Below are 21,479 nucleotides of genomic sequence, written 5' to 3' on the forward strand. Positions count from 1 at the left end.
CCAGAGCGGATCGACGGACCATTCAACCGCCTGCCCCATCCCCGCCCGCCGCCAGCCTGCGCGCGAAATGCACCTCGATCGCACGGGCGACGCCGCGGGCAATGTTCGCCTGCCCCTCTTTCGACGCGAGGAACGCCGCGTCGGCGGTGTTGGAAATATAGCCGGTTTCGAACAGCACCGATGGCGTGTCCGGCGCCTTGAGCACCATCAACGAGGCGAAGCGATGCGCCGTATTGCGGAACGGGACATAGGGCGCCGCCTCCCGCTGGAGCAGGCGGGCGAAGCTGACCGAGATGTTCATCGATTCCCGCTGGGTCAGGTCGATCAGGATCGAGGACACGTCACTGGACTGGCCACCCAGATTGACGCCGTTCAGCACATCGGCCTTGTTTTCACGCGCGGCAAGGCGCGCAGCTTCGCGATCGGAGGCGGTTTCGGACAGGGTGTAGACGGTCGCGCCCCGGGCGATGGCATCGTCCGCCGAATCGGCGTGGATGGAGATGAAGAGGTCCGCATTCAGCTTGCGGGCAATGCCATAGCGTTCCTGGAGTATCAGGAAATGATCGTCATTGCGGGTCAGCGCGACACGCACCCGGCCTGATTTCACCAGTTGATCGCGGACCGCCTGGGCGATGGCGAGCGTCACATCCTTTTCCCGTTCGCCATTTTCGCGGTTGACGGCGCCCGGATCATGGCCGCCATGGCCGGCATCGATCACCACCAGCGGCCGGGAGGCATCGCGCGGCCCCTCCACCGGCGGCAGCGAGAGGCCGCGTGCCACCGGCGGGATCGGCACGGTGATGCTGTGGAGACGCCTGGCCGGGCGCGGCGCCATATGCGCGGGTTGATCGAAGCGCATGTCCGTCCGATCGCCGTCGCGAAGGATGGCGGAAAGCGGGGCGCCGGAGAGGATCATGCTTGCGAGCGCAAGACTTTGGAACATGAACCGCTTGTGCAACGCATGGACCATGGCCGTCCAGCCCCATTTCATGCCGCCTTTCCGCCTGGCATTCGCGCGGGGAAGCCGGCGTTGGGCATCCTTTCCTTTCGCGGGGCGGAATAGAGGGTTAACGCCTTCTTCACCATGATATGGTCAACGGTTGCCGGTGAAGTTCCAGCAGGCAACAATATTTCAAGGGGCCGTTGCCCCGGTGCATTTTGACTGCTACCCATTCACATTCCTGAGAGGCTCGCCCATATTGCGCCAGCCCTTCGGGGCATTTCACGATGGCATCGGCGGCCGCCCAAGCGTCCGGCACGATGCACGAACAGGTTGACGCTGCATGAGGCATGATTTCCAATCCACGCTTGCCCCGGTTCCGGGCGATGCGGCGTGGTTGGTGGTGTCCGGCACCTTGTCCGGCCCTGCCTCGGCAGCAGACGCGCAGCTTTTCCTACAAAACCGGGCGATGCAGCAATTCGCGCCGCCCCCCTGCTATCGCGTGGCAGCCCGGCCCAGCGCCGCTGGCCGTCCACGCCGGAGAACAATGAATGACAATGCGTATGCTGATCGATGCGCGCCACCGGGAAGAGACCCGGGTCGCGGTCGTCAAAGGTAACCGGATCGAGGAATTCGACTTCGAATCGGCCGAGCACAAGCAGCTCAAGGGCAATATCTATCTCGCCAAGGTGACGCGCGTGGAACCGTCGCTCCAGGCGGCGTTCGTCGATTATGGCGGCAACCGCCACGGCTTCCTGGCTTTCAGCGAAATCCACCCGGACTATTACCAGATCCCGCGTGAGGACCGCGAGGCGCTGCTGCGCGAGGAGCGCGAGCATGCCGAGGAAGAGGCCGCGCTGCGCGCCGATTATGACGATGACGACGATCATGCCGGAGCGTCCGACGGCGGGCTGGAAGTCGTCGAGGCCACCCATCATCATGACGATGATGAGCATGAAGGCGAAGGATCGGGCGGCGAAACCGCCGACACTGGCCGGAACGGCCGGGGCCGTCGCGGCAAGGGCGACGAAGCCGCCGACGAACTGCGCCGCAAGCGCATGGCGCTGCGCCGCCGCTACAAGATCCAGGACGTCATCAAGCGCCGCCAGGTGCTGCTGGTGCAGGTCGTCAAGGAAGAGCGCGGCAACAAGGGCGCGGCGCTGACCACCTATTTGTCGCTGGCAGGCCGTTACTGCGTGCTGATGCCGAACACGTCGCATGGCGGCGGGATTTCGCGCAAGATTTCCAACGCCGCCGACCGCAAGCGGCTGAAGTCGATCATCGCGGAGATGGCGCTGCCCTCGACCATGGGCTGCATCGTCCGCACCGCGGGCCTCCAGCGCACCAAGCCGGAGATCAAGCGCGACTTCGACTATCTCGCCCGGCTGTGGGACGAGATCCGCGAAAAGACGCTGAAGTCGGACGCCCCCGCGCTGATCCACAATGACAGCGACCTCATCAAGCGGGCGATCCGCGATATCTACAACAAGGATATCGAAGAGGTCATCGTCGAGGGCGAATATGGCTATAAGGCCGCCAAGGACTTCATGAAGCTGCTGATGCCGAGCCATGCCCGGCGCGTGAAGCAATATGCCGACGCGGTGTCGCTGTTCCAGCGCGCCAGCGTCGAGGACCAGCTCGCGGCGATGTACAATCCCGTCGTACAGTTGAAGTCCGGCGGCTATCTGGTCATCAACCCGACCGAGGCGCTGGTGTCGATCGACATCAACTCAGGGAGATCGACCCGCGAGCATGGCATCGAGCAGACCGCCGTCGCCACCAACCTGGAGGCCGCGCGCGAGATCGCCCGGCAGTTGCGCCTGCGCGACATGGCGGGTCTGGTCGTCATCGACTTCATCGACATGGAGATGAACTCCAACATCCGCAAGGTCGAGAAGGCGATGAAGGAGGCGCTGAAGGACGATCGCGCCCGCATCCAGGTCGGCCGCATTTCGGGCTTCGGCCTGATGGAAATGAGCCGCCAGCGCCTGCGCACCGGCGTGCTGGAAGCGTCGACCCGCCAGTGCCCGCATTGCGAAGGCACGGGCCTCGTCCGCACCGCTTCGTCGGCGGGCCTGGGCGCGCTGCGCATGCTGGAAGAGGAAGCGGCGCGCGGTCGCGGCTCCCTCATCACCCTGCGCGCCAGCCAGGAAGCGGCCTTCTACGTCCTCAACAACAAGCGCCACGAGCTGGACGAGATCGAGCAGCGCTATGGCGTGCGCATCGCGATCCTGCCCGATGGCGAAATCGAGGGCGCGCGCATGTCGGTCGAGGCCAGCGGGCCGCGTCCGGAGCGCGTCGTCGACTATACGCCGATGGTCGAGGAAGAAGATGATCTCGATATCGTCGAGGAACTGGACGAGGAAGAGGTCGAGGAAGTCGAAGCCGCGCATGAGGATCGCGCCGAGCGGGGCGAGGACCGTGAAGGCGGTCGCCGTCGCCGTCGCCGTCGTCGCCGTCGCGGCGGCCAGCGCGACGAGCATCGTGCCGACGCTTCCGGCGAGGAAGGGGCCGAGGAAACCGAGGCAGCCGACGAGGAAGCCGACATCGAGGACGAAGCCGAGGCCGCACCGGCCGAGGCTGCCGCCGAGGGTGAGGGCGAAGGTCGCCGCCGTGGTCGCCGTGGTCGCCGGGGCGGACGCCGCCGTCGCGAGGCGGGCGAAGGCGGGGCCGAAGAAGCCGTGACCGAAGCCGAGGAAGCGACCGAGGTGGTCGAGGCCGCGCCGGAACCCCTTGTGGAAGCGGTTGCCGAAGCGCCTGCCGAAGAGGAAGCGCCCAAGACCCGCCGCCGTCCCCGCGCCCGCAAGGCGAAGGAAACCGCCGCCCCCGCCGCTGAAGCGGTAGAGGCCGTGGTGGAAACGCCCGTCGAAGCCGCACCGGAAGCCCCGGCTGCGGAAGAGGCGCCGGTCAAGCCCAAGCGCACCCGCCGCAAGAAGGCCGATCCGGTGGTCGAGGAAGCCGCCGTCGCCGAGGTCGTGCCGGTCGCGGAAGAGGCGCCGGCCAAGCCCAAGCGCACCCGCCGCAAGAAAGCCGATCCAGTGGTCGAGGAAGCCGCCGCCGAAGTCGCGCCGGTTGCCGAAGCGCCCGCCGAATTGGCCGAATCGGTCACGGTGAATGGCGATGCCGAGGCGGCCGGTGAAGGCGAGGGTGAGGACGGCGCGCCGCGCCGCGGCTGGTGGCAGCGCACCTTCGGTCAGTAAACGGCACGGGATGATGAAGGACGCTGCCGTCTTGCCGGTTCAAACGGTCAGACGGCGGCGTTTTCATTTCAGCGGAAGTTCATCCCGGCCATGGCATCCCCTGGCATCGATGCGACAATCCCCCCTGCCCCGGACCGCTCTCCCACGCCGGATCGCCCAGGCATGAATGCCCGCTGGCTTCGTCTCGCCGCCGTGGCCCTGACGTCCCTCGCCCTGCTGGCGCGTCCGGCGGCGGCGCAGCAGATCCTGCGGGATGCGGAAACGGAAGCCTTCATGGCCGACATGTCTGCGCCGCTGGTCAAGGCCGCGGGGATGGAACCCCGCAATGTCCAGGTGCTGGTCATCAACGACCCCGACATCAACGCCTTCGTCGCGGGCGGCCAATATGTCTGGGTGCATAGCGGGCTGATCGCGGCGGCCGACAATGTTAACCAGGTGCAGGGCGTGGTCGCGCACGAACTCGGCCATATCGAGGGCGGCCATGTCATTCGCTATGGCGAGGGGATGAAGGAGGCGACCGGCATCACGCTGCTCAGCCTGGTCCTGGGCGCGGCGGCGATCGCGGCGGGCGGTGCCGAAGCGGGCATGGGCATCCTTGGCATGGGACAGCAGGCGGCGATGGGCAAGTTCCTCGCCTTTTCCCGAACACAGGAAAGCTCCGCCGACCTGGCCGGCGCGCGCTATCTCAGCAAGGCGGGGATTTCGGGCAAGGGCAGCCTGGAATTCTTCAAGAAGCTGCAGAACCAGGAATATCGGCTCGCCATCCCGCAGGACGACAGCTATGGCCGCACCCACCCGCTGTCGGGCGAGCGCATCAATGTGCTGCGCGAGGTCTATACGGTCGATCCCGCCTGGGACAAGCCGATGGACCCGAAGCTGGAGGCGCGGTTCGAGCGGATCAAGGCGAAGCTGGTCGGCTTCGTGTCGGAGCCCAATCAGACCCTGCTCAAATATCCGGAAAGCGACCAGTCGATCCCGGCCCATTATGCGCGCGCCTATGCCTGGCACAAGAGCGCCTATCCGGACAAGGCGCTCAGCGAGGTCGACGCGCTGCTGACTGCCGCGCCGCACGATCCCTATTTCCTGGAATTGAAGGGACAGGTGCTGCTGGAAAGCGGCAAGCCTGTCGATGCGATCCCGCCCTTGCGCGAAGCGGTGCAACTCACCAACCAGCCGCTGATCGCCACGCTGCTCGGCCATGCGTTGATCGCGACGGAGAATGACGCCAATTTCGCGGAGGCGGAGAAGGTGCTGCGCAACGCCATCGCGCGGGATCGGGAGAATCCCTTTGCCTGGTATCAACTGGGTGTCGTCTACGAGCATCGCGGCGATATTCCCCGCGCGGCGCTGGCGACGGCGGAACGCTATTCGATGATGGGTGACGACCAGATGGCGCTGCGCAGCGCGGACGCGGCGATGCAGGGGTTGAAGCCGGGAACGGTTGACTATCTGCGCGCGCAGGATATCGCCATGGTTTCCCGCGCCGCCGTCGAGCAGAAGCGAAAGAAGAAATGACAGACCAATCGCGGCCCGGCTTTCGCGCGGCGCTTTCCAACAGGACCATATTGATGACCCTTGGCGTTTTCGCCTTCATCGCCGCGACCGCGACGGGCGCCGCGCTCGGCACGCAGAGCACCGGCCGCGTCGATGCCAGCGACAAGGCGGCGATCGAGCAGATCGTGCACGACTATATTCTGGAGCATCCGGAGATCATTCCGCAGGCCGTCGAGAAATTGCAGGCCAAGCGCATGACGGGCACGATCGACGCCAGCCGCCAGACCATCGAAACGCCCTATGCGGGGGCGTGGGAAGGCGCGGCCAAGGGCGATGTGACGGTGGTCGAATTTTTCGACTATGCCTGCGGCTATTGCCGGGCGTCGCTGCCCGATCTGGCGAAGCTGGTGGGTGAGGACAAGGGGGTGAAGGTCGTCTATCGCGAGCTGCCGATCCTGTCCGACGCGAGCATCGATGCCGCGAAAGTGTCGCTGCTGGCGGCGGAGAAGAACCAGTATATGCCCTATCACCGCGCGCTCTATGCGGCGGGGAAGGTGACGCGGGAAACGATCCTCGCTGCCGCGGCGAAGGTCGGGATCGATGCGAAGGCGGCGGAAGCGGCCATTGCGGACAGCAGATATAATGCGGAAATCCAGTCGAATATCGGCCTTGCGCAAAAATTGCAGGCGTCCGGCACGCCGACCTTCGTGATCGGGAAGCAGGTGCTGAACGGCGCGGTGGGATATGATGCGCTCAAGGCGGCCGTGGCGGCCGCACGGGGGAAGTAAGCGGCGATTTCGGGTGGATTCTTGCTTCTGGCCCGTCTTCCCCGCGGAAGCTGCGATCGCGGGCGGGAACGCACATGCCAGCCCTTAGGGGATCCCCGCTTTCGCTGGGGTGAGGGATGTTGCCGACGTCCGCAAATGGCCGAACCGCACTCGTCCGTGGACAATGCTTAAAAGCGTCTTCCCCCCTCCTCCGCCATTGACTCGGCTTCCCCTTTTGCCTATCGGACGCCCCCTGACATGCGGCCGCCCGACCGGCGGCCCTTTTTTGTCACGCCCGATTCTTATAGTTTTTTGAGGAATGAACGATGAAGCGCACCTATCAGCCGAGCAATCTGGTTCGGAAGCGCCGTCACGGTTTCCGCGCCCGCATGGCGACCCCCGGCGGCCGCAATGTGATCCGCGCACGCCGTTCGCGCGGCCGCAAGAGCCTGAGCGCCTGAACGACGCGCCGCTGAACAGCGCGCCTGCCGTCATGGGCAAGCGCGCCGATTTTCTGGCGGCGAATCGTGGGCGGCGCGCCCCCATGCCGGGCTTTGTCCTGCTGGTGCGCGAACGTGGCGACGGCGATCCGGCGATGCGTTACGGCATCACGGTCACGAAAAAGATTGGCGGCGCTGTCGTCCGTAACCGGATGAAGCGCCGTTTTCGCGTTCTGGCGCGCGAGTTGCTGCCCCTGCATGGCGTGGCGGGCGCCGATCATGTGCTGATCGGCCGGTCCGAAGGGATTGAGCGCGATTTCGGCCTGCTGCGCGCCGAGATGGCGAAGGCGCTGGGTAAGGTCATGTCGCGGCCAGCCGGTGATACTCGCGGCCGCCCCGGCAAGAAAGCGGCTCATCCGAAGAGCGACGTGCTCCTGCGCAGGCAGGAGCCCAGTTCAGAGGCAGAGACAAAAGGCAATGGCGGGACTGGGTTCCTGCCTGTGCAGGAACACGGAGCGGAAAAGCCGTGATCGGCCGCCTGCTCATCCTGATCGCCCGTTTCTGGCAGCTTGGTCCCTCGCGGATTTTGCCGCCCAGTTGCCGCTATGCCCCCTCCTGCTCGGAATATGCGATCCAGGCGATCCGCAAATATGGTGCGGTGAAGGGTAGCTGGCTGGCCACGAAGCGGCTAATGCGATGCCACCCTTGGGGCGGTTCGGGTTACGACCCGGTCCCCTGACACAAGAATTTCACAGACACGGCGGAGCCGATAAGCGTGGACGACAAGAAGAATATTGTTCTGGCGGTGCTGCTGACCGCGGCGATCCTGTTCGGCTGGCCTTATGTCGCCAAGCATTTCTTCCCCGCCGCCAATCCGCCCGCGACCAAGATCGAGGGCGGCAAGACCACGCCGCTGGGCACCTCCGGCCCGGCCCCTGCTGCTGAAGGCCCCGCCGCGATCCGCGATCTGGCGTTGGTCCTCAAGGACAGCCCGCGAGTGGCGATCCGCACGCCAAAGCTCGCGGGTTCGATCAATCTCAAGGGCGCGCGCATCGATGACATCGTGTTGCCGACCTACAAGGAAACCATCGCCAAGGATTCGCCCGCGATCCGCCTCTACGGCCCCAGCGGCACGAAGGACGCCTATTTTGCAGGCTTCGGCTGGCAGGGCGAAGGGTTGAAAGCTCCCAACAGCAACACGGTCTGGACCGCCAATGGTAAGGAATTGACCCCGACCAGCCCCGTCACGCTGACGTGGAATAACGGTGCAGGTCAGACCTTCGAAATCCGCTTGTCCGTCGACGAAAATTACATGATCACCTTTGCGCAGAAGGTATCGAACAGCGGCGCAAGCGCGGTTGGGGTGAAACCTTACAGCTATGTTAGCCGTAAAGGACATTCGAAGGACATTTCGACCTGGACCATCCACACTGGGCCGATTGGTGTGTTCAATGGGGCGGCCAATTACGATATTGGTTTCGATAACCTCGATGGCCAAGAGCCCGGCTTCTTTGCAAAGATGTTTGGCACCACCGCCGTAGCAGGCGCCAATCCGTACAGCACCAAGGGCGGCTGGGTCGGATTTACAGACAAATATTGGCTCTCAGCCATCATACCTGATCAAAAAGCGGCTGTTTCCGGTCAGTTCCAAGGCGCTGACAAGCAATATCAAGCTGATGTCACCGTTGCTCCGACTGTGCTGGCCCCCGGCAAGGCTGTGACGCAGACCAACCGGCTGTTCGTCGGTGCCAAGGAAGTGAAGACGCTGCAAGCCTATGAGCGGGCGGGCATTCCGCTGTTCGACCGGGCGATCGACTGGGGCTGGTTCTACTGGTTCGAACAGCCGATCTTCGCGCTGCTGCACTGGCTGTTCACGGTCATCGGCAATTTCGGCGTGGCGATCATCTGCCTGACCTTCGTGGTCCGGGGCCTGATGTTCCCCGTCGCCCAGCGCCAGTTCGCCAGCATGGCGGCGATGCGCGCGGTGCAGCCCAAGATGAAGGCGTTGCAGGAGAAACATAAGGACGACAAGCAGAAGCTCCAGCAGGAGATGATGGAGCTGTACAAGCGCGAGAAGGTCAATCCGCTTGCCGGCTGTCTGCCGATCTTCATCCAGATTCCGATCTTCTTCGCGCTGTACAAGGTGTTGCAGCTCACGATCGAAATGCGTCACCAGCCCTTCGCGCTGTGGATCAAGGATCTCTCCGCGCCCGATCCGCTGCATATCGTGAACCTGTTCGGTCTGCTGCCGTTCACGCCGCCTGCCTTCCTGGGCATCGGCCTGCTGGCGCTGGCTCTGGGCATCAGCATGTATTTCCAGTTCAAGCTGAACCCGGCGCAGATGGACCCGATGCAGCAGCAGGTGTTCGCGATCATGCCGTGGATGATGATGTTCATCATGGCGCCCTTCGCGGCGGGCCTGCTGGTCTACTGGATCACCAACAACTGCCTGTCGATGTTGCAGCAATGGTGGCTTTACAAGCGCCACCCGCAATTGAACGCCGCAGAAGCGAAATAAGGCCGGATTGGTGAACGAACAGGAAGCGACCGACCAGAATTTGGCCGACCTTATCGAGGAAGCGCGCAAGGTCTTTGCCGGGCCGATCGCCTTCCTCAAATCCGCGCCCGATTTGAAATTCCTGCCTGACATGGCGGTGAATGAGGTCGCCTTTGCCGGGCGGTCCAATGTCGGCAAGTCATCGCTGCTGAATGCGCTGACCAATCGCAATGGGCTGGCGCGGACGTCCAACACGCCGGGGCGGACGCAGGAGCTGAACTTCTTCGATGTGGGCGATCCGCTGCGGTTCCGGCTGGTCGACATGCCGGGTTATGGCTACGCCCGCGCGCCCAAGGACATGGTGCGCAAATGGCGGTTCCTGGTGAACGACTATCTGCGCGGGCGGGCGAAGCTGAAGCGGACGCTGGTGCTGATCGACAGCCGCCATGGGATCAAGGATGTCGATACCGATATTCTCGACATGCTGGATGCGGCGGCGGTCAGCTATCGCATCGTGCTGACCAAGGCGGACAAGGTGAAGGCCAGCCATCTGGCCGAGGTGAAGCAGGCCGTGGCCGAGGCGATCCGCAAGCGCCCCGCCGCGCATCCCGACATCATCGCGACATCGAGCGAGAAGGGCATGGGATTGCCGGAACTGCGTGCGGCTGTGCTGGAAAGTGTGACACAGGGATAAAGCATTCTGAAGTTGGCTGGAACAGCCGACGGCTCGCGGAATGCGGTAACAAGGACAGCTGCCATGACCGACGATGATTATGTCTATGACGAGGCGAGCGGCGAATGGATCAGCGCGGCAGAAGCCGCTGAGAAGGCCAGCGCCGCCGAGACGGTCGAGGTCCGCGACGCGGTCGGCAATCTGCTGAACGACGGCGATCAGGTCACGCTGATCAAGGATCTGGTCGTCAAGGGCGCGGGCCAGACGTTGAAGCGCGGGACGCTGATCAAATCGATCCGGTTGACCGGCGATCCCCAGGAGATCGATTGCCGCCATGATGGCATCAAGGGACTGGTGCTGCGGGCGGAGTTCGTGCGCAAACGCTGATGCACCGTCAGAACAGCTTGTACTGACCGCTGCCGTTGAGGCGCCAGGTCGCCAGCGTTTCATGGTGCGTGCGGCCGACATGGCTGCACACCAGCATGAACTGGTCGACATGCCAGCTGAAGCCTTCGACCCGCCGCTGCTCCGGCGGGCCATCGCGATAGAAGAGCGTCTGATGCGGGCTGAAGCTCCACCCGGGGCGGGATAGCACCCCTGCCCCCTTCATGGCCGTCGCGATCTGCCGCTGGAGCGCATTCAACAACGGCACGCTATGCGAGGGGCGCAATGCCGCCGATCGATTGCCGATACTGAGCCGGTCCAGCCGCAGATCGAAGGGCTCGGCCTTTATCCCGGTACCCGCGCGCAGCAGCGCCTTGATGACCGCGTAGGGATAATCGTCATAATCGCAGCTGATGGCGAGCGTCACATGCTGATGCTCGACCGCGATGCGCCGGGCGTCGCCCGCAATGGTTTCCGCGAAATGATCGGTCTGGCGCGCGATCAGCAGGCTGGGCTTGAGCGCATAGAAGAGACGGAAGAGGCTTTGGCTGGGGCGGCTTTCCATGGCCTTGTCTCCATGCGAATCGGCGAATTTTGTTCATGATATGTTCTTTTCTTGCGGGAAGCGAATCCTTCCGAAATTTCGGGCGCCGCGACGGGCCTCGTTCCGTCCGGGCAAGAGACGCCGGACAAGAGAAGATTGTCTTTGCCGGGACCGGCCTTACTGTGGCGGCTTTGGACGAACAGGCGATCAGAGAGAGCGATGACCCGGCATATCCCATGGATTTTGATCGCAATTGCCGGCGCGGTGGCGCTGTCGGTGGTGGCCGTGTCGCGCGGCGAGGCGGTCAATGCGCTGTGGATCGTGGTGGCGGCGGTCAGCAGCTTCCTGGTCGCCTATCGCTATTATGCACTCTATATCGCGCGAACCGTGATGCGGCTCGACCCGTCGCGGCCCACGCCCGCGATCCGGCGGGCCGATGGGCTGGACTATGTCGCGACCGACCGGACAGTGCTGTTCGGGCATCATTTCGCGGCGATTGCCGGCGCCGGGCCGCTGGTGGGACCGGTGCTGGCGGCGCAGATGGGCTATCTGCCCGGCACGCTGTGGATCATCGCGGGCGTGGTGCTGGCCGGGGCGGTGCAGGACTTCATGGTGCTGTTCATCTCGATGCGGCGGGACGGCAAGTCGCTGGGCGAGCTGATCCGCATGGAGATGGGGCAAGTCGCGGGAACCATTGCCCTCTTCGGCGCCTTCATGATCATGGTGATCATCCTGGCCGTGCTGGCGCTGATCGTGGTGAAGGCACTGGCGGAAAGTCCCTGGGGCATGTTCACCGTGGCGGCGACGGTGCCGCTGGCGATGGTGATGGGCGCCTATACGCGCTGGATCAGGCCGGGACGGATCGGCGAGGTGTCACTGCTGGGGCTGGTCGGGTTGCTGGCGGCCATCGTCTATGGGCAGAGCATCGCGCAGTCGCCGGTCTGGGGGCCGGTCTTCACCTTCACCCCGGTGCAGCTTTGCTGGATATTGATCGGCTATGGCGCGATCGCGTCGGTGCTGCCGGTATGGCTGCTGCTGGCGCCGCGCGACTATCTGTCAACCTTCCTGAAGATCGGGGCGATCGCGGCGCTGGCGATTGGCATCGTCATCATGGCGCCGCCTTTGAAGATGCATGCTGTCACCCCATTTGCGAGCGGCAATGGGCCGGTCTGGGCTGGCGGGCTGTTCCCCTTCCTCTTCATCACCATTGCTTGCGGAGCGGTGTCGGGTTTCCATGCGCTCATTTCGAGCGGCACCACGCCCAAGCTGATCGCGAGCGAAGCGCATGCACCGTTCATCGGCTATGGCGCGATGCTGATGGAGGCGTTCGTGGCGATCATGGCGCTGGTGGGGGCGTCGATCCTCGATCCGGGCATTTATTTCACGATGAACAGCCCCGCCGCCGCGATCGGCAAGGATGCGGCGAGCGCGGCAGCGGCGGTGACGGCCATGGGCTTTCCGATTACGCCCGACCTCATCCTCCAGACGGCGAAGGATGTGGGCGAGCATAGCATCATCTCCCGCGCGGGCGGCGCGCCGACGCTGGCCGTGGCGATGGCGGAGATATTCTCCCATGTCGTGGGCGGGCCGGCGATGAAGGCCTTCTGGTATCATTTCGCGATATTGTTCGAGGCGCTGTTCATCCTGACCGCCGTGGATGCGGGGACACGCGCCGGGCGTTTCATGTTGCAAGATCTCATCGCCCTGGCGGTCCCCGGCTTCAAGGAGACGAAGAGCATGGCGCCGGGGATCGTCGCCACGGGGTTGACCGTCGCGGCCTGGGGTTTCTTCCTCTATCAGGGTGTGACCGATCCGCTGGGCGGGGTGAATACGCTCTGGCCGGTGTTCGGCATCTCCAACCAGATGTTGGCGGCGATCGCGCTGATGCTGGGGACGGCGGTGCTGTTCCGGATGAAGCGGGACAGGTTCGCCTGGGTGACGATGGTCCCGGCCGCATGGCTGCTGATCTGCACCCTGTCGGCGGGGTTCCTGAAGCTGTTTTCGGCGGATGCCAAGGTCGGCTTCCTGGCGCATGCCGCGAAGTTCAGCGCGGCGGCGGACAAGGGAGAGATACTGACGCCCGCCCAGTCGATGGCGGAGATGGAAGCGATCATCTTCAATGACCGGGTCGACGCCGGCCTGGTCGCGATCTTCCTGTTCGTGGTGCTGGCCATATTGCTGTTTACGGTGCGGACCTGTCTGGCGGCGCGAAAAGTGGGCGCGCCGACCGCGCGTGAAATCCCGGCGCAACTGGTGCCGGCGGAATGAGCGTCTTTCTCCATCGCTTGCGGCAGATGGCGCGCATGATGGTCGGGGTGCCGGACTATGACGTCTATTTGCGGCACATGCGGGAATGCCATCCCGAGCGCGCGCCCATGGATCGGACCGCCTTTTTCCGGGAGCGGCAGGAAGCGCGTTATGGGGGCAAGAATGGCGGAAAATGCTGTTAGAGCATCGTGCGCAAAAGTGGGAACCGGTTTTGCGCTTAAAGCGATGCGACAACAAAAGCTGAGAGCGCGCGACTTGCGTACGATTTAACGCAGCGCGCTCTAGAATTCGTCCGGATCGGATGGAAGTGCGACATGCTTCCGCCTTCGTAAGCAGAGATTTTCCACCTCGACAGCACAGAAGCCGCGGAAGCGTCGTGCAATTCCCCTTCCACCATTTGTCTTGAAATGGTCCCCCTCCCCATCCTCGATGGGGAAGATTTTCAGCGTGGCATGTTGAAGCTGTCGATCATGCCTGCGGCGATGGAGAGGGCGATTTCGGCGGCGCCCACTGCGCCTATGTCGAGACCGGCGGGGCCGTCGATGCGCGCCAGATCGTCGGGCGAAAAGCCCATGGCGGCCAGCCGGTCCAGCCGGGCCGCATGGCTCCTGCGGGAACCCAGCGCGGCGATATAGCCCGTCGGCGCACGCAGCGCGGCGGCCAATGCCGGATCGTCGATCTTGATATCATGGCTGAGCGTCACCACCGCCGTCGATTCGCCGGGCGAGCGGGCAGCAATGGCTTCATCGGGCCAGCGGTCGTCCCGTTCGATGCCGGGGAAACGTTCCTCCGTCAGAAACCGGCCGCGCGGGTCGATGATGACCGGCGTGACGCCGATCGCCCGTGCGAGCGCGCCCAGCGACTGCGCGATCTGCACCGCGCCCACGATCAGCACCCGGCGCGGCGGATCATAGCGGTTGTGGAATTGTCCTTCCCATGCGCCTTCCCGCGTCCGGCCAGTTTCCAGATCGGTCGACAGGGTGAGCGCCCTGCCCTGCCCGCTTTCCACCGCGATCCGGTCGAACAGCGCGGGGTCGAAGCCGTCGGGGCCGACCGGCTGCACCAGCACGCTGATCTCCCCGCCGCAAGGCAGGCCGACCGCCCAGGCATCCCCATCGGCCACGCCGTAAATCTCCAGATGCGCCGGACGCCCCGCGATCACTTCGGCCGCGCGCTGAAGCACGTCGGTTTCGACACAGCCCCCGGAGATGCTGCCTTCGAAGCGGCCATCCTCATGCACGATCATATGGCTGCCCCGCGGTCGCGGCGCGGAGCCCCAGGTCGACACCACGGTCGCCAGCGCCAGCGGGGCGCCGCGCCATTCCATGGCCTTGCGGATCACCGCGCCATTATCATTCAAAATCCCTGCCTCCCAATCCATCCCCTTCAAACCAGCCGTCGTCCCGTCCAGACCACCCGTCCCACGATCATAACCAGCGCCGGGTCGATGTCGATCCAGTCGGGATAATGGGGATTGTCGCTGAGAACGGAAAACAGCCCCCGCCGCGGTCCCATGGCCACCCGTTTCACCATCAGCACGCCGTCGAGCCGGAGGACATAGACGCCGTCGCGCAATCGGATCGCATCATCATCATGATCGACCATGATCTCATCGCCGTCGCTCAATGTCGGCGCCATCGATTCGCCGTCGACGCGGATGATCGATATTTTTTGCGGGCGGACGCCCAGATGGCGCAGCCAGTTGGCATCGAACGCCATCACGCCCGCCGTCCGCTCATCCTCGTCCAGCGACCCCGGCCCGGCCGAAGCCCCCAAGGACAGGCGCGGCACGGTGATCACGGCGGGCAGCGACCGCATCTTGGCCGGGGTTTCCGGTCGCACGGTCGAACCGCCCAGCATCTGCTCCGCCACGCCGAAATAGCGGGCCAATATTCGCCGGTCCTCCTCGTCCAGCTTGCGGGGGGAGCCGCGTTTGATGAACTGCTGAATATAGGCCGGATTGCGGTTCAGCAGGCGCGAGAGGTCGGAATAGCTGTCCCCCCGCTCAGCGATCAAACGCTCCAGCACGATACGCGGATCTTCTCCATTACCGACCATGTTTCATCCATAATGATAGGAATTTTCCTAGACAAGTAGGAAATAGGGTAACAGATGGAAATTCTCTTGCGCATTCGCATCGGGCGAATCGAGTCGATAGAGGAGAAGCAGAAGAATGCTGTTGCGAGCCGTCGAAAAATTTCTGCGAGAAAATGGTATCCCGGCGACGCGGTTCGGCCGCGAAAGCGTGCGCGATCCGCGCCTGGTCTTCGACTTGCGCAGGGGACGCGAACCGGGCGCCCGAATGAGGAGACGCGTAGAACATTTCATGAACACATATCGCAGGAGTGTTGGTCAATGACAAGCATCGGCATGTCTGTCGCCTCCGCCAACCTGCTCCGAAATGGCGAAATCGGGACCAAGGGCCGGGACCCCCTCCCCCGGCTGCTGGGGCAATTGACGGCGCGGGCGGGCACGCCCGTCACGGTCGAACGCGCCGCCAGCCGCCCCTGGGCCAGCGCCCTGTTCCAGGGACGACGCCATGTCATCACGCTGAGCCTCGCCGGACCCGATGCGGCAGCGCGGCGGGCGGCGTTCGTCGCCGGGATCGAGGAGGCGGAATGGAGCCTGACCGGCCATTTCGTCGCCGATCTCAGCATCGATGACAGCTATCCGATGCCAGGCGGCGAATGGATCGAACTGTCGGCGCTCACCATCGAAGATTGGTGAGGTTGCCTTGCCGGAGCGCGCACGGGGGCGGCGCGCTCCCGTCCATCAGTTCAACGGGCGCGGCCCGCCATGGTACGCAACGTACCGAGCGCGGCACGCAGGGCATCGTCCACGCCCTGTTCCACATGGTCGCGGACCGGTACGGCCGCCTCGACGGGCATGTCGGCCAAAACGGAGACCGGACGTCCCATTCGCTTGCGCTGGGCAAGGCCTCGTTCCAGCCTTTCGGCCAGTTCCGACAGGGAAAGATTTGTGATCGGGGCAGGCGCCGGAGCGGCCTGACGCTCGGCCTGAGCTTGGTCAGGCTGTGCAATCTCCTCATAATCGGCATCGACGGTTTCGGCGGAAAAGGCGCGCCGGAGGCGGGCGAAGGCGCTTTCTTCCGTCATTTCCCCCGGCGTACCGGGGATGGAGAGGCCAGCGGCAGGCACCCTCTCTTCCGCTTCCGCTTCGGCCTGCACCTCCACCTCGCCGCGTCCCGGCGCGGTGCGGGCGAATATGTCCAGCCCGCCAAAGTCGCGGCTGGCGAAGATCGGCGGCCGCGCGGGCGCGTCGGGATGGGCATCGGCGCGGCGCAACGTCGGCCCGGACTTGTTCCGGTCACGCGACAGCCAGCTCAGCTTGGACAAGGCAAAACCCATTTTGCTCACTCCTGCGGCGCTTTTCCCGCGCCCTTTCCTTTCATGCGTCAACAACGCGACGCGCGTTTCCCTCTGCCTTACTCCGATCAGGCCCAGCACCATCATGGCACCGAACGCCGCCATCATCAGCCGGGCCGTCATCCCCAGCGGCGGGGCGGCGGCGGGGACGGCTTCGCTGAGGCCGCTCGACGCCACCATGGTTTCGACCAGCCCGACCGGTATCGAGAAGAGCAGCAGCCCGGCCGCCAGCGCGCCCAGCAGCGCCTTTGCCCACCTGCCCATCTTGCTCAGGCCGCCGCCCGCACCCGCTGCGGGCGCGCCAGCAACTGCCGGTAGACGGGTTCGTAGCGAAGAATGTTTGACGACCAGTTACGCTCGCGCTCGACGAAGGCCCGTGCGACCGCCCGCCGCTCGTCCCAGAAGCCGCGATCCGCGAACATTCCCGCGAGAGCGGCGGCGATGGCGGGCGGATCGTTGGGCGCGAACAGCGTGCCGGTGACACCATGTTCGATCAGCTCGCGATGGCCGCCGACGCTGGAGGCGGCGACCAGGCGGCCCTGCGCCATCGCTTCCAATGGCTTCAGCGGCGTCACCAGATCGGTGAGCCGCATCGCCTTGCGCGGATAGGCGAGGATGTCGACCTGCGCATAATAATCCTCGACCTGGGTGTGCGGCACACGGCCGACAAAGACGATATGGTCGGCAAAGGGCGAGGCCATGGCCTGATCGCGCAGCGCCTGTTCGCGCGGGCCGCCGCCGACCAGCAGCAGCTTCGCCTTCGGGCGGGCGCGCACCAATTTGGGCAAGGCGGCGATCAGGTCGTCCAGCCCCTCATAATCGTAGAAGCTGCCGATGAAGCCGACGACATCGGCGCCTTCCAATCCCAATCGCCGGGTCAGCGCCGGATCGCGGGGGACCGGCGTGCCGAACTGGTCCATGTCGACGCCATTGGGCGAGACGATGATCTTGGCCGCGTCGATGCCGCGCGCGACCAGGTCTTCGCGCAACCCTTCGCAGATCACTGCCACCGCATCGGCGCCGCGCACGGCATGGGTTTCGAGCTGGCGGGTCAACCAGTAACGCGGGCTGCCCTCCGTCCCGGTGCCGTTGCCGACCGCCGCATCCTCCCAGAAGGCGCGGATTTCGTAGATCAAGGGAATGTGGTGGCGCTTCGCCACCTTCTGCGCGGCGATGGCGTTCAGCACCGGCGAATGGGCGTGGATGATGTCGGGCCGCCATTGGCGCACCAGCGACTCGATCGCTTCGGCATGGGCGGAAATGTCCCGCCACTCGCGCAGCAGCGGATTGCCGCCGGTCGATTCGCCCGGCGTGCGATGGAAATGGAGGCCGTCGACAATCTCTTCCAGTTGCCCCGGCACGCCGTGACGATAGCCGGTGATCCCGCGCACCTCCCAGCCCTTGACCATCTGCGCCCGCAGGATCGCGCGGGTGCGGAAGGTGTATCCGCTATGCATCGGCAGGCTGTGGTCCAGCACATGGAGAATACGGGGGAGAATACGGGGGAGAATCCGTGTCATGGCGCCGAGTCTTGCCGGAAAAGGTTTAACGGGCCGTCAACTCTGTTGGGGTAAAGCATCCCAGGTTCGGGCTTCGGCACGATGGAACTGACGGATTACCCAAGTCACTCGATGATCGACGCTCTCTCCCTCCTCATCAGCCATGGCGTCATCTTGCTGGCGGCATGGCGACTGCTCTCGCGCCCCGACCTGGATCGCGATCCCCCCTCTGCCCTCGAAACGGAGAGCAGCGGCGATGCGTGACCTTTTCTTCGTCGCCTTTCTCGGCGCCTTCTTCCTGGCGGGCCTCAGGCGACCGTTCCTGCTGGTCGCGGTCTATGCCTATATCGACATCGTTTCGCCCCAGCGGCTTTCCTATTTTCTGCTGAACAGCATCCCCATCTCCTTCATCGCCTTCGTGGCAACGGTGGGGGCCTGGGCGCTGGTCGACGACAAGAAGGATTGCCGCTTCTCGATGCGGCAGGTGATCCTGCTGCTGCTGCTGGCCTGGTGCGGCTACACGACGGCGACGGCGGACTTCCCGATCAACGCGGCCACCAAATGGGGCTGGGTGTGGAAGGCGATGGTGTTCGCCGTCTTCCTGCCCGTCACGCTGCGCACACGGCTGCGGATCGAGGCGCTGGCCCTGTTCATGGTGCTCTGCGCCAGCACGATCATCATCAATGGCGGCATGAAGACGGCGCTGTCGGGCGGCGGCTATGGCGTGCTGAACCTGATGGTCGACAATAATAGCGGCCTTTATGAAGGCAGCATCATTTCGACCGTCGCCATTTCGCTGATCCCGCTGATCCTGTGGCTGGCGCAGCATGGCACCATCTTTCCGCCCGACTGGCGGGTGAAGCTGTTCGCCTATGCGCTCTGCTTCGCCTGCCTGCTGATGCCGATCGGGACGGAGGCGCGTACGGGGCTGGTGTGCATCGCCATCCTCGCCGGCCTCATGCTGATGCGGTCGAAGCGGCGCTTCGTCTATGGCCCGTTGATGGCGCTGGCGGCCCTGGCGGCCATCCCCTTCCTGCCCGCCAGCTTCACCCAGCGCATGTCGACCATCGAGAATCACCAGAGCGACGAAAGCGCCTCCACGCGGCTGGAAGTGTGGAAATGGACGCTGGGCTATGTGAAGGAGCATCCGGCCGGCGGGGGCTTCGACAATTATCTCCAGAACAAATTCACCTATGTCATGCAGGAGCGGGTCGTCGACGCCGCCGGTTCGCGCATGGAGAAGCGCATCGTCACCGATCATGGCCGCGCCTATCACAGCGCCTATTTCGAGATGCTGGGCGAGCAGGGCTATTTCGGCTTCTTCCTCTGGGCGCTGCTGCACCTGACCTGCTTCATCCGGACCGAAGCGATCCGGCGGATGTACCGAAAGCGCGAGGGTGAGGAAGCCTGGATCGCGCCCTTCGCCCTTGCCCTGCAACAGGGGCACGTCATCTACATGGTAGGATCGCTGTTCGTGGGCATCGCCTATCAGCCGTTCATCTTCATGATGCTCTCGCTCCAGATCGGCCTCGACACTTATTTGACCCGGAAACGCAAGGCCGCCGCGCGCCAGCCGTTATTTCCCGCATCACCAGTCGCGCAGGGGAGCGCCGCATGAAGGGCGAGTTGAAGATTTTGGGCCTGGCCCACGGGCTGCTGCTGGGGCTGGTGCTCGCCTCGCCGCTGGTCGCGCCGTCGTTGCTGCCCTGGGGCGCCGAAGCGCTGTTCATCATCGCCGCCTTCCAGTTGCGGCTGGCCGACCGGCGCTGGGAAACGCGGGCGGGCCTGCATGGCTGGATCAGCCATATCCGCATGGCGCCGCTGCGGCTGGTGCCATGGGCGGGGACGGCGGTCGTCGCGGCGATTGCCGGGCCGGAGCAGGCCCGGCTCGCCGCCGCGATCCTGATCGCCGTCGTCATGGGCGAATTGCTGGTCTATCCCGTCATCGCGCATCTGCTCGGCCGCTTGCCGCGCCTGGGTCTGGCGGGGGCGATGCTGTTGCTGCTGATCGGCTGCGGCCTTGCCGGACCGGGTCAGGCGGCGCGCTTCGCCATGGCCTTTGCGCTGGGCATCAGTGGCTGCGTCTTCTGGCTGCGCGGACCCGATGGGGAGGCGGGCGCGACCCTCGCCGCGCTGAGCGGCGCGGTCGGCGCGCTGGCGGTCGCCCTGCTGATGCCGATGGCGCAGGGCGTGGCGATACCGGCCGCGACCCTTTGCCTGACGCTGACCTTTGCCCATCTGTCGGTGATGCGGCGCCACCCGCTGCACTGGCGGCTGCCGAGCGGCATGCGCCGCGTGCTCCCGCGCCCGGGGGGTCTTGGCTGACGTGGAACGAAGCAAGGCATGGCGGGTTTGATGGCGTGAGACGATCATGCCCGCTACGCCCCGCATCATCCACGCCAATGACGGCATGCCCGGTATCACGCGCCGGGCGCTGAAACGGGGATGGGCCTATTTCGACGCCGGCGGTACGCGGATCACCGACCGGGAGGAGATCGACCGGCTGAACGCCATCGCCATGCCGCCCGCCTATCGCGATTGCTGGTTTTGCCCACACCCGGACGGCCATATCCAGGCGACCGGCTATGACGACCGGGGACGCAAGCAATATCGTTATCACACCGCGTTCCGCGCCGCGCGCGAAGCGGAGAAATATGCCGGATGCGCCGCCTTCGGCCACGCCCTGCCGAAGCTGCGCGCACGGATCGAGGCCGATCTGTCGCGGCGCGGCCTTGCCAAGGAAAAGACGCTCGCCGCGGTCGTGCGCCTGCTCGACCTCGCCAAGGTGCGCGTCGGCAACGAGCAATATGTCGCCGCGAACAAGAGCTTCGGCGCCACGACCCTGCGCCGCCGCCATGTCGACCTGCGGGGGCAGGCGCTGCGCCTGCGCTACCGCGCCAAGTCGGGACGGGAGCATGAACTGACGATCACCGACCGCCGGCTTGTGCGCTTCGTGCGGGCGGTGCAGGACCTGCCGGGGCAGCATCTGTTCCAATATCTGGATGAGGAGGGCGTCGCCCGGCCCATCACCTCCAGCGACGTCAACGCCTATATCGCGCAGGCCATGAGGGGCGACTTCACCGCCAAGCATTTCCGCACCTGGGGTGCATCCGTCATCGCCTTCGAAGCGCTGGCGACGGGCAGCATTTCCCTGAAGCAGATGATCGCGCCGGTGGCGGAGGCGCTGGGCAACACCCCGGCGATCAGCCGCAAAAGCTATATTCATCCCGCGTTGATGGAACTTTGCCGCAACGGACAGGATGAATGGCGCGAGGGGCTTCGCCTGCCGCGCACAACCCGCTATCAGTCCCGCTACGAACGAGGACTGATCGCCCTGCTGGAAAGCCTGGACATGGCTTGCGCTTTCCGGCGGGCGGCCTGACCCGT

The 21,479-nt window shown here is 64.8% G+C and carries 23 protein-coding genes; 17 read left to right on the top strand and 6 right to left on the bottom strand.

Features of this window, described 5'->3' with window-relative positions; translation table 11 throughout:
- Window positions 1–22 precede the first annotated feature (22 nt).
- Window positions 23–970, bottom strand: coding sequence for an N-acetylmuramoyl-L-alanine amidase family protein (locus YP76_RS10600; RefSeq protein WP_408640435.1), 948 nt, complete (start codon window positions 968–970; stop codon window positions 23–25).
- A gap of 521 nt (window positions 971–1,491) precedes the next feature.
- Here YP76_RS10600 and YP76_RS10605 point away from each other — a divergent pair.
- The 9 genes from YP76_RS10605 (at window position 1,492) to YP76_RS10645 (ending at window position 10,398) form a co-directional block, all read left to right on the top strand.
- Entirely contained in the window at window positions 1,492–4,140 is a 2,649-nt protein-coding gene (locus YP76_RS10605) for an Rne/Rng family ribonuclease (protein ID WP_232307507.1), read from the top strand.
- Between the two features lie 162 nt (window positions 4,141–4,302).
- Entirely contained in the window at window positions 4,303–5,655 is a 1,353-nt protein-coding gene (locus YP76_RS10610; protein ID WP_046763566.1) for a M48 family metalloprotease, read from the top strand.
- Entirely contained in the window at window positions 5,652–6,422 is a 771-nt protein-coding gene (locus tag YP76_RS10615; protein WP_046763567.1) for a DsbA family protein, read from the top strand. The genes YP76_RS10610 and YP76_RS10615 overlap by 4 nt, the downstream gene beginning before the upstream one ends.
- 305 nt (window positions 6,423–6,727) lie before the next feature.
- Window positions 6,728–6,862 carry a 50S ribosomal protein L34 gene (gene rpmH, locus YP76_RS10620; RefSeq protein ID WP_013848777.1) on the top strand — a complete coding sequence of 45 codons (135 nt, stop codon included), beginning with the start codon at window positions 6,728–6,730 and terminating at the stop codon, window positions 6,860–6,862.
- A gap of 32 nt (window positions 6,863–6,894) precedes the next feature.
- Window positions 6,895–7,371, top strand: a complete 477-nt coding sequence (gene rnpA / locus YP76_RS10625) for a ribonuclease P protein component (protein ID WP_232307508.1) — start codon at window positions 6,895–6,897, stop codon at window positions 7,369–7,371.
- On the top strand, window positions 7,368–7,580 hold the full coding sequence (yidD, locus tag YP76_RS10630; RefSeq protein WP_046763690.1) for a membrane protein insertion efficiency factor YidD: 213 nt from the start codon (window positions 7,368–7,370) through the stop codon (window positions 7,578–7,580). Before rnpA ends, yidD begins: the two co-directional genes overlap by 4 nt.
- 36 nt (window positions 7,581–7,616) lie before the next feature.
- On the top strand, window positions 7,617–9,359 hold the full coding sequence (gene yidC / locus YP76_RS10635; protein WP_046763568.1) for a membrane protein insertase YidC: 1,743 nt from the start codon (window positions 7,617–7,619) through the stop codon (window positions 9,357–9,359).
- 10 nt (window positions 9,360–9,369) lie between these two features.
- A complete protein-coding gene (gene yihA / locus YP76_RS10640; protein ID WP_046763691.1) occupies window positions 9,370–10,032 on the top strand; it encodes a ribosome biogenesis GTP-binding protein YihA/YsxC in 663 nt (220 codons plus the stop codon).
- Between the two features lie 63 nt (window positions 10,033–10,095).
- A complete protein-coding gene (locus tag YP76_RS10645; protein WP_046763569.1) occupies window positions 10,096–10,398 on the top strand; it encodes an alkylphosphonate utilization protein in 303 nt (100 codons plus the stop codon).
- A gap of 7 nt (window positions 10,399–10,405) precedes the next feature.
- On the opposite strand, the gene YP76_RS10650 is transcribed toward YP76_RS10645, so the two are convergent.
- Complete coding sequence (locus tag YP76_RS10650) at window positions 10,406–10,960, bottom strand: 2'-5' RNA ligase family protein (protein ID WP_046763570.1); 555 nt, start codon at window positions 10,958–10,960, stop codon at window positions 10,406–10,408.
- 198 nt (window positions 10,961–11,158) lie between these two features.
- On the opposite strand from YP76_RS10650, the gene YP76_RS10655 reads away from it, so the two are divergent.
- Both YP76_RS10655 and YP76_RS10660 read left to right on the top strand, forming a co-directional pair.
- Window positions 11,159–13,207, top strand: a complete 2,049-nt coding sequence (locus YP76_RS10655) for a carbon starvation CstA family protein (protein ID WP_046763571.1) — start codon at window positions 11,159–11,161, stop codon at window positions 13,205–13,207.
- Window positions 13,204–13,389 (top strand): YbdD/YjiX family protein, encoded by a 186-nt coding sequence (locus tag YP76_RS10660; RefSeq protein WP_046763572.1) that lies wholly within the window; start codon window positions 13,204–13,206, stop codon window positions 13,387–13,389. The genes YP76_RS10655 and YP76_RS10660 overlap by 4 nt, the downstream gene beginning before the upstream one ends.
- A gap of 260 nt (window positions 13,390–13,649) precedes the next feature.
- Here the strand turns inward: YP76_RS10660 and YP76_RS10665 are convergent, their stop codons facing one another.
- Entirely contained in the window at window positions 13,650–14,567 is a 918-nt protein-coding gene (locus tag YP76_RS10665) for an XdhC family protein (protein WP_046763692.1), read from the bottom strand.
- 26 nt (window positions 14,568–14,593) lie between these two features.
- A complete protein-coding gene (locus YP76_RS10670) occupies window positions 14,594–15,265 on the bottom strand; it encodes a S24 family peptidase (RefSeq protein WP_046763573.1) in 672 nt (223 codons plus the stop codon).
- A gap of 115 nt (window positions 15,266–15,380) precedes the next feature.
- On the opposite strand from YP76_RS10670, the gene YP76_RS28655 reads away from it, so the two are divergent.
- The gene (locus YP76_RS28655; protein ID WP_084733104.1) at window positions 15,381–15,566 is read left to right on the top strand and encodes a hypothetical protein; all 186 of its coding nucleotides are present in this window, start codon (window positions 15,381–15,383) and stop codon (window positions 15,564–15,566) included.
- Window positions 15,563–15,934, top strand: a complete 372-nt coding sequence (locus YP76_RS10675) for a hypothetical protein (protein ID WP_046763574.1) — start codon at window positions 15,563–15,565, stop codon at window positions 15,932–15,934. The genes YP76_RS28655 and YP76_RS10675 overlap by 4 nt, the downstream gene beginning before the upstream one ends.
- A 50-nt stretch (window positions 15,935–15,984) precedes the next feature.
- Here the strand turns inward: YP76_RS10675 and YP76_RS10680 are convergent, their stop codons facing one another.
- Together YP76_RS10680 and YP76_RS10685 are read right to left on the bottom strand one after the other, a co-directional pair.
- Window positions 15,985–16,857: a hypothetical protein gene (locus YP76_RS10680; protein ID WP_046763575.1), complete on the bottom strand. Its 873-nt coding sequence runs from the start codon at window positions 16,855–16,857 to the stop codon at window positions 15,985–15,987.
- 5 nt (window positions 16,858–16,862) lie between these two features.
- Entirely contained in the window at window positions 16,863–18,113 is a 1,251-nt protein-coding gene (locus tag YP76_RS10685; RefSeq protein ID WP_084733105.1) for a TIGR04063 family PEP-CTERM/XrtA system glycosyltransferase, read from the bottom strand.
- Window positions 18,114–18,224: 111 nt separating this feature from the next.
- Between YP76_RS10685 and YP76_RS29065 the strand changes: the two genes are divergently transcribed.
- Genes YP76_RS29065 through YP76_RS10700 form a run of 4 tightly spaced genes read left to right on the top strand, consistent with a single transcriptional unit; the run spans window position 18,225 to window position 21,474 of the window.
- The gene (locus tag YP76_RS29065) at window positions 18,225–18,356 is read left to right on the top strand and encodes a hypothetical protein (RefSeq protein ID WP_269748636.1); all 132 of its coding nucleotides are present in this window, start codon (window positions 18,225–18,227) and stop codon (window positions 18,354–18,356) included.
- The gene (locus tag YP76_RS10690) at window positions 18,349–19,710 is read left to right on the top strand and encodes a putative O-glycosylation ligase, exosortase A system-associated (protein ID WP_046763576.1); all 1,362 of its coding nucleotides are present in this window, start codon (window positions 18,349–18,351) and stop codon (window positions 19,708–19,710) included. Before YP76_RS29065 ends, YP76_RS10690 begins: the two co-directional genes overlap by 8 nt.
- On the top strand, window positions 19,707–20,417 hold the full coding sequence (locus tag YP76_RS10695; protein WP_046763577.1) for a hypothetical protein: 711 nt from the start codon (window positions 19,707–19,709) through the stop codon (window positions 20,415–20,417). Before YP76_RS10690 ends, YP76_RS10695 begins: the two co-directional genes overlap by 4 nt.
- A 46-nt stretch (window positions 20,418–20,463) precedes the next feature.
- On the top strand, window positions 20,464–21,474 hold the full coding sequence (locus YP76_RS10700; RefSeq protein ID WP_046763578.1) for a DNA topoisomerase IB: 1,011 nt from the start codon (window positions 20,464–20,466) through the stop codon (window positions 21,472–21,474).
- Window positions 21,475–21,479 lie beyond the last annotated feature (5 nt).

The organism is Sphingobium chungbukense (assembly GCF_001005725.1).
GTDB lineage: Bacteria > Pseudomonadota > Alphaproteobacteria > Sphingomonadales > Sphingomonadaceae > Sphingobium > Sphingobium chungbukense.

Coding starts and splice junctions, on each gene's coding strand:
- YP76_RS10600 (WP_408640435.1), bottom strand. CDS start 970: ATGGTCCATGCGTTGCACAAGCGGTTCATGTTCCAAAGTCTTGCGCTC.
- YP76_RS10605 (WP_232307507.1), top strand. CDS start 1,492: ATGACAATGCGTATGCTGATCGATGCGCGCCACCGGGAAGAGACCCGG.
- YP76_RS10610 (WP_046763566.1), top strand. CDS start 4,303: ATGAATGCCCGCTGGCTTCGTCTCGCCGCCGTGGCCCTGACGTCCCTC.
- YP76_RS10615 (WP_046763567.1), top strand. CDS start 5,652: ATGACAGACCAATCGCGGCCCGGCTTTCGCGCGGCGCTTTCCAACAGG.
- rpmH (WP_013848777.1), top strand. CDS start 6,728: ATGAAGCGCACCTATCAGCCGAGCAATCTGGTTCGGAAGCGCCGTCAC.
- rnpA (WP_232307508.1), top strand. CDS start 6,895: ATGGGCAAGCGCGCCGATTTTCTGGCGGCGAATCGTGGGCGGCGCGCC.
- YP76_RS10645 (WP_046763569.1), top strand. CDS start 10,096: ATGACCGACGATGATTATGTCTATGACGAGGCGAGCGGCGAATGGATC.
- YP76_RS10650 (WP_046763570.1), bottom strand. CDS start 10,960: ATGGAAAGCCGCCCCAGCCAAAGCCTCTTCCGTCTCTTCTATGCGCTC.
- YP76_RS10655 (WP_046763571.1), top strand. CDS start 11,159: ATGACCCGGCATATCCCATGGATTTTGATCGCAATTGCCGGCGCGGTG.
- YP76_RS10660 (WP_046763572.1), top strand. CDS start 13,204: ATGAGCGTCTTTCTCCATCGCTTGCGGCAGATGGCGCGCATGATGGTC.
- YP76_RS10670 (WP_046763573.1), bottom strand. CDS start 15,265: ATGGTCGGTAATGGAGAAGATCCGCGTATCGTGCTGGAGCGTTTGATC.
- YP76_RS28655 (WP_084733104.1), top strand. CDS start 15,381: ATGCTGTTGCGAGCCGTCGAAAAATTTCTGCGAGAAAATGGTATCCCG.
- YP76_RS10675 (WP_046763574.1), top strand. CDS start 15,563: ATGACAAGCATCGGCATGTCTGTCGCCTCCGCCAACCTGCTCCGAAAT.
- YP76_RS10680 (WP_046763575.1), bottom strand. CDS start 16,857: ATGGGCAGGTGGGCAAAGGCGCTGCTGGGCGCGCTGGCGGCCGGGCTG.
- YP76_RS10685 (WP_084733105.1), bottom strand. CDS start 18,113: ATGACACGGATTCTCCCCCGTATTCTCCCCCGTATTCTCCATGTGCTG.
- YP76_RS29065 (WP_269748636.1), top strand. CDS start 18,225: ATGATCGACGCTCTCTCCCTCCTCATCAGCCATGGCGTCATCTTGCTG.
- YP76_RS10690 (WP_046763576.1), top strand. CDS start 18,349: ATGCGTGACCTTTTCTTCGTCGCCTTTCTCGGCGCCTTCTTCCTGGCG.
- YP76_RS10695 (WP_046763577.1), top strand. CDS start 19,707: ATGAAGGGCGAGTTGAAGATTTTGGGCCTGGCCCACGGGCTGCTGCTG.
- YP76_RS10700 (WP_046763578.1), top strand. CDS start 20,464: ATGCCCGCTACGCCCCGCATCATCCACGCCAATGACGGCATGCCCGGT.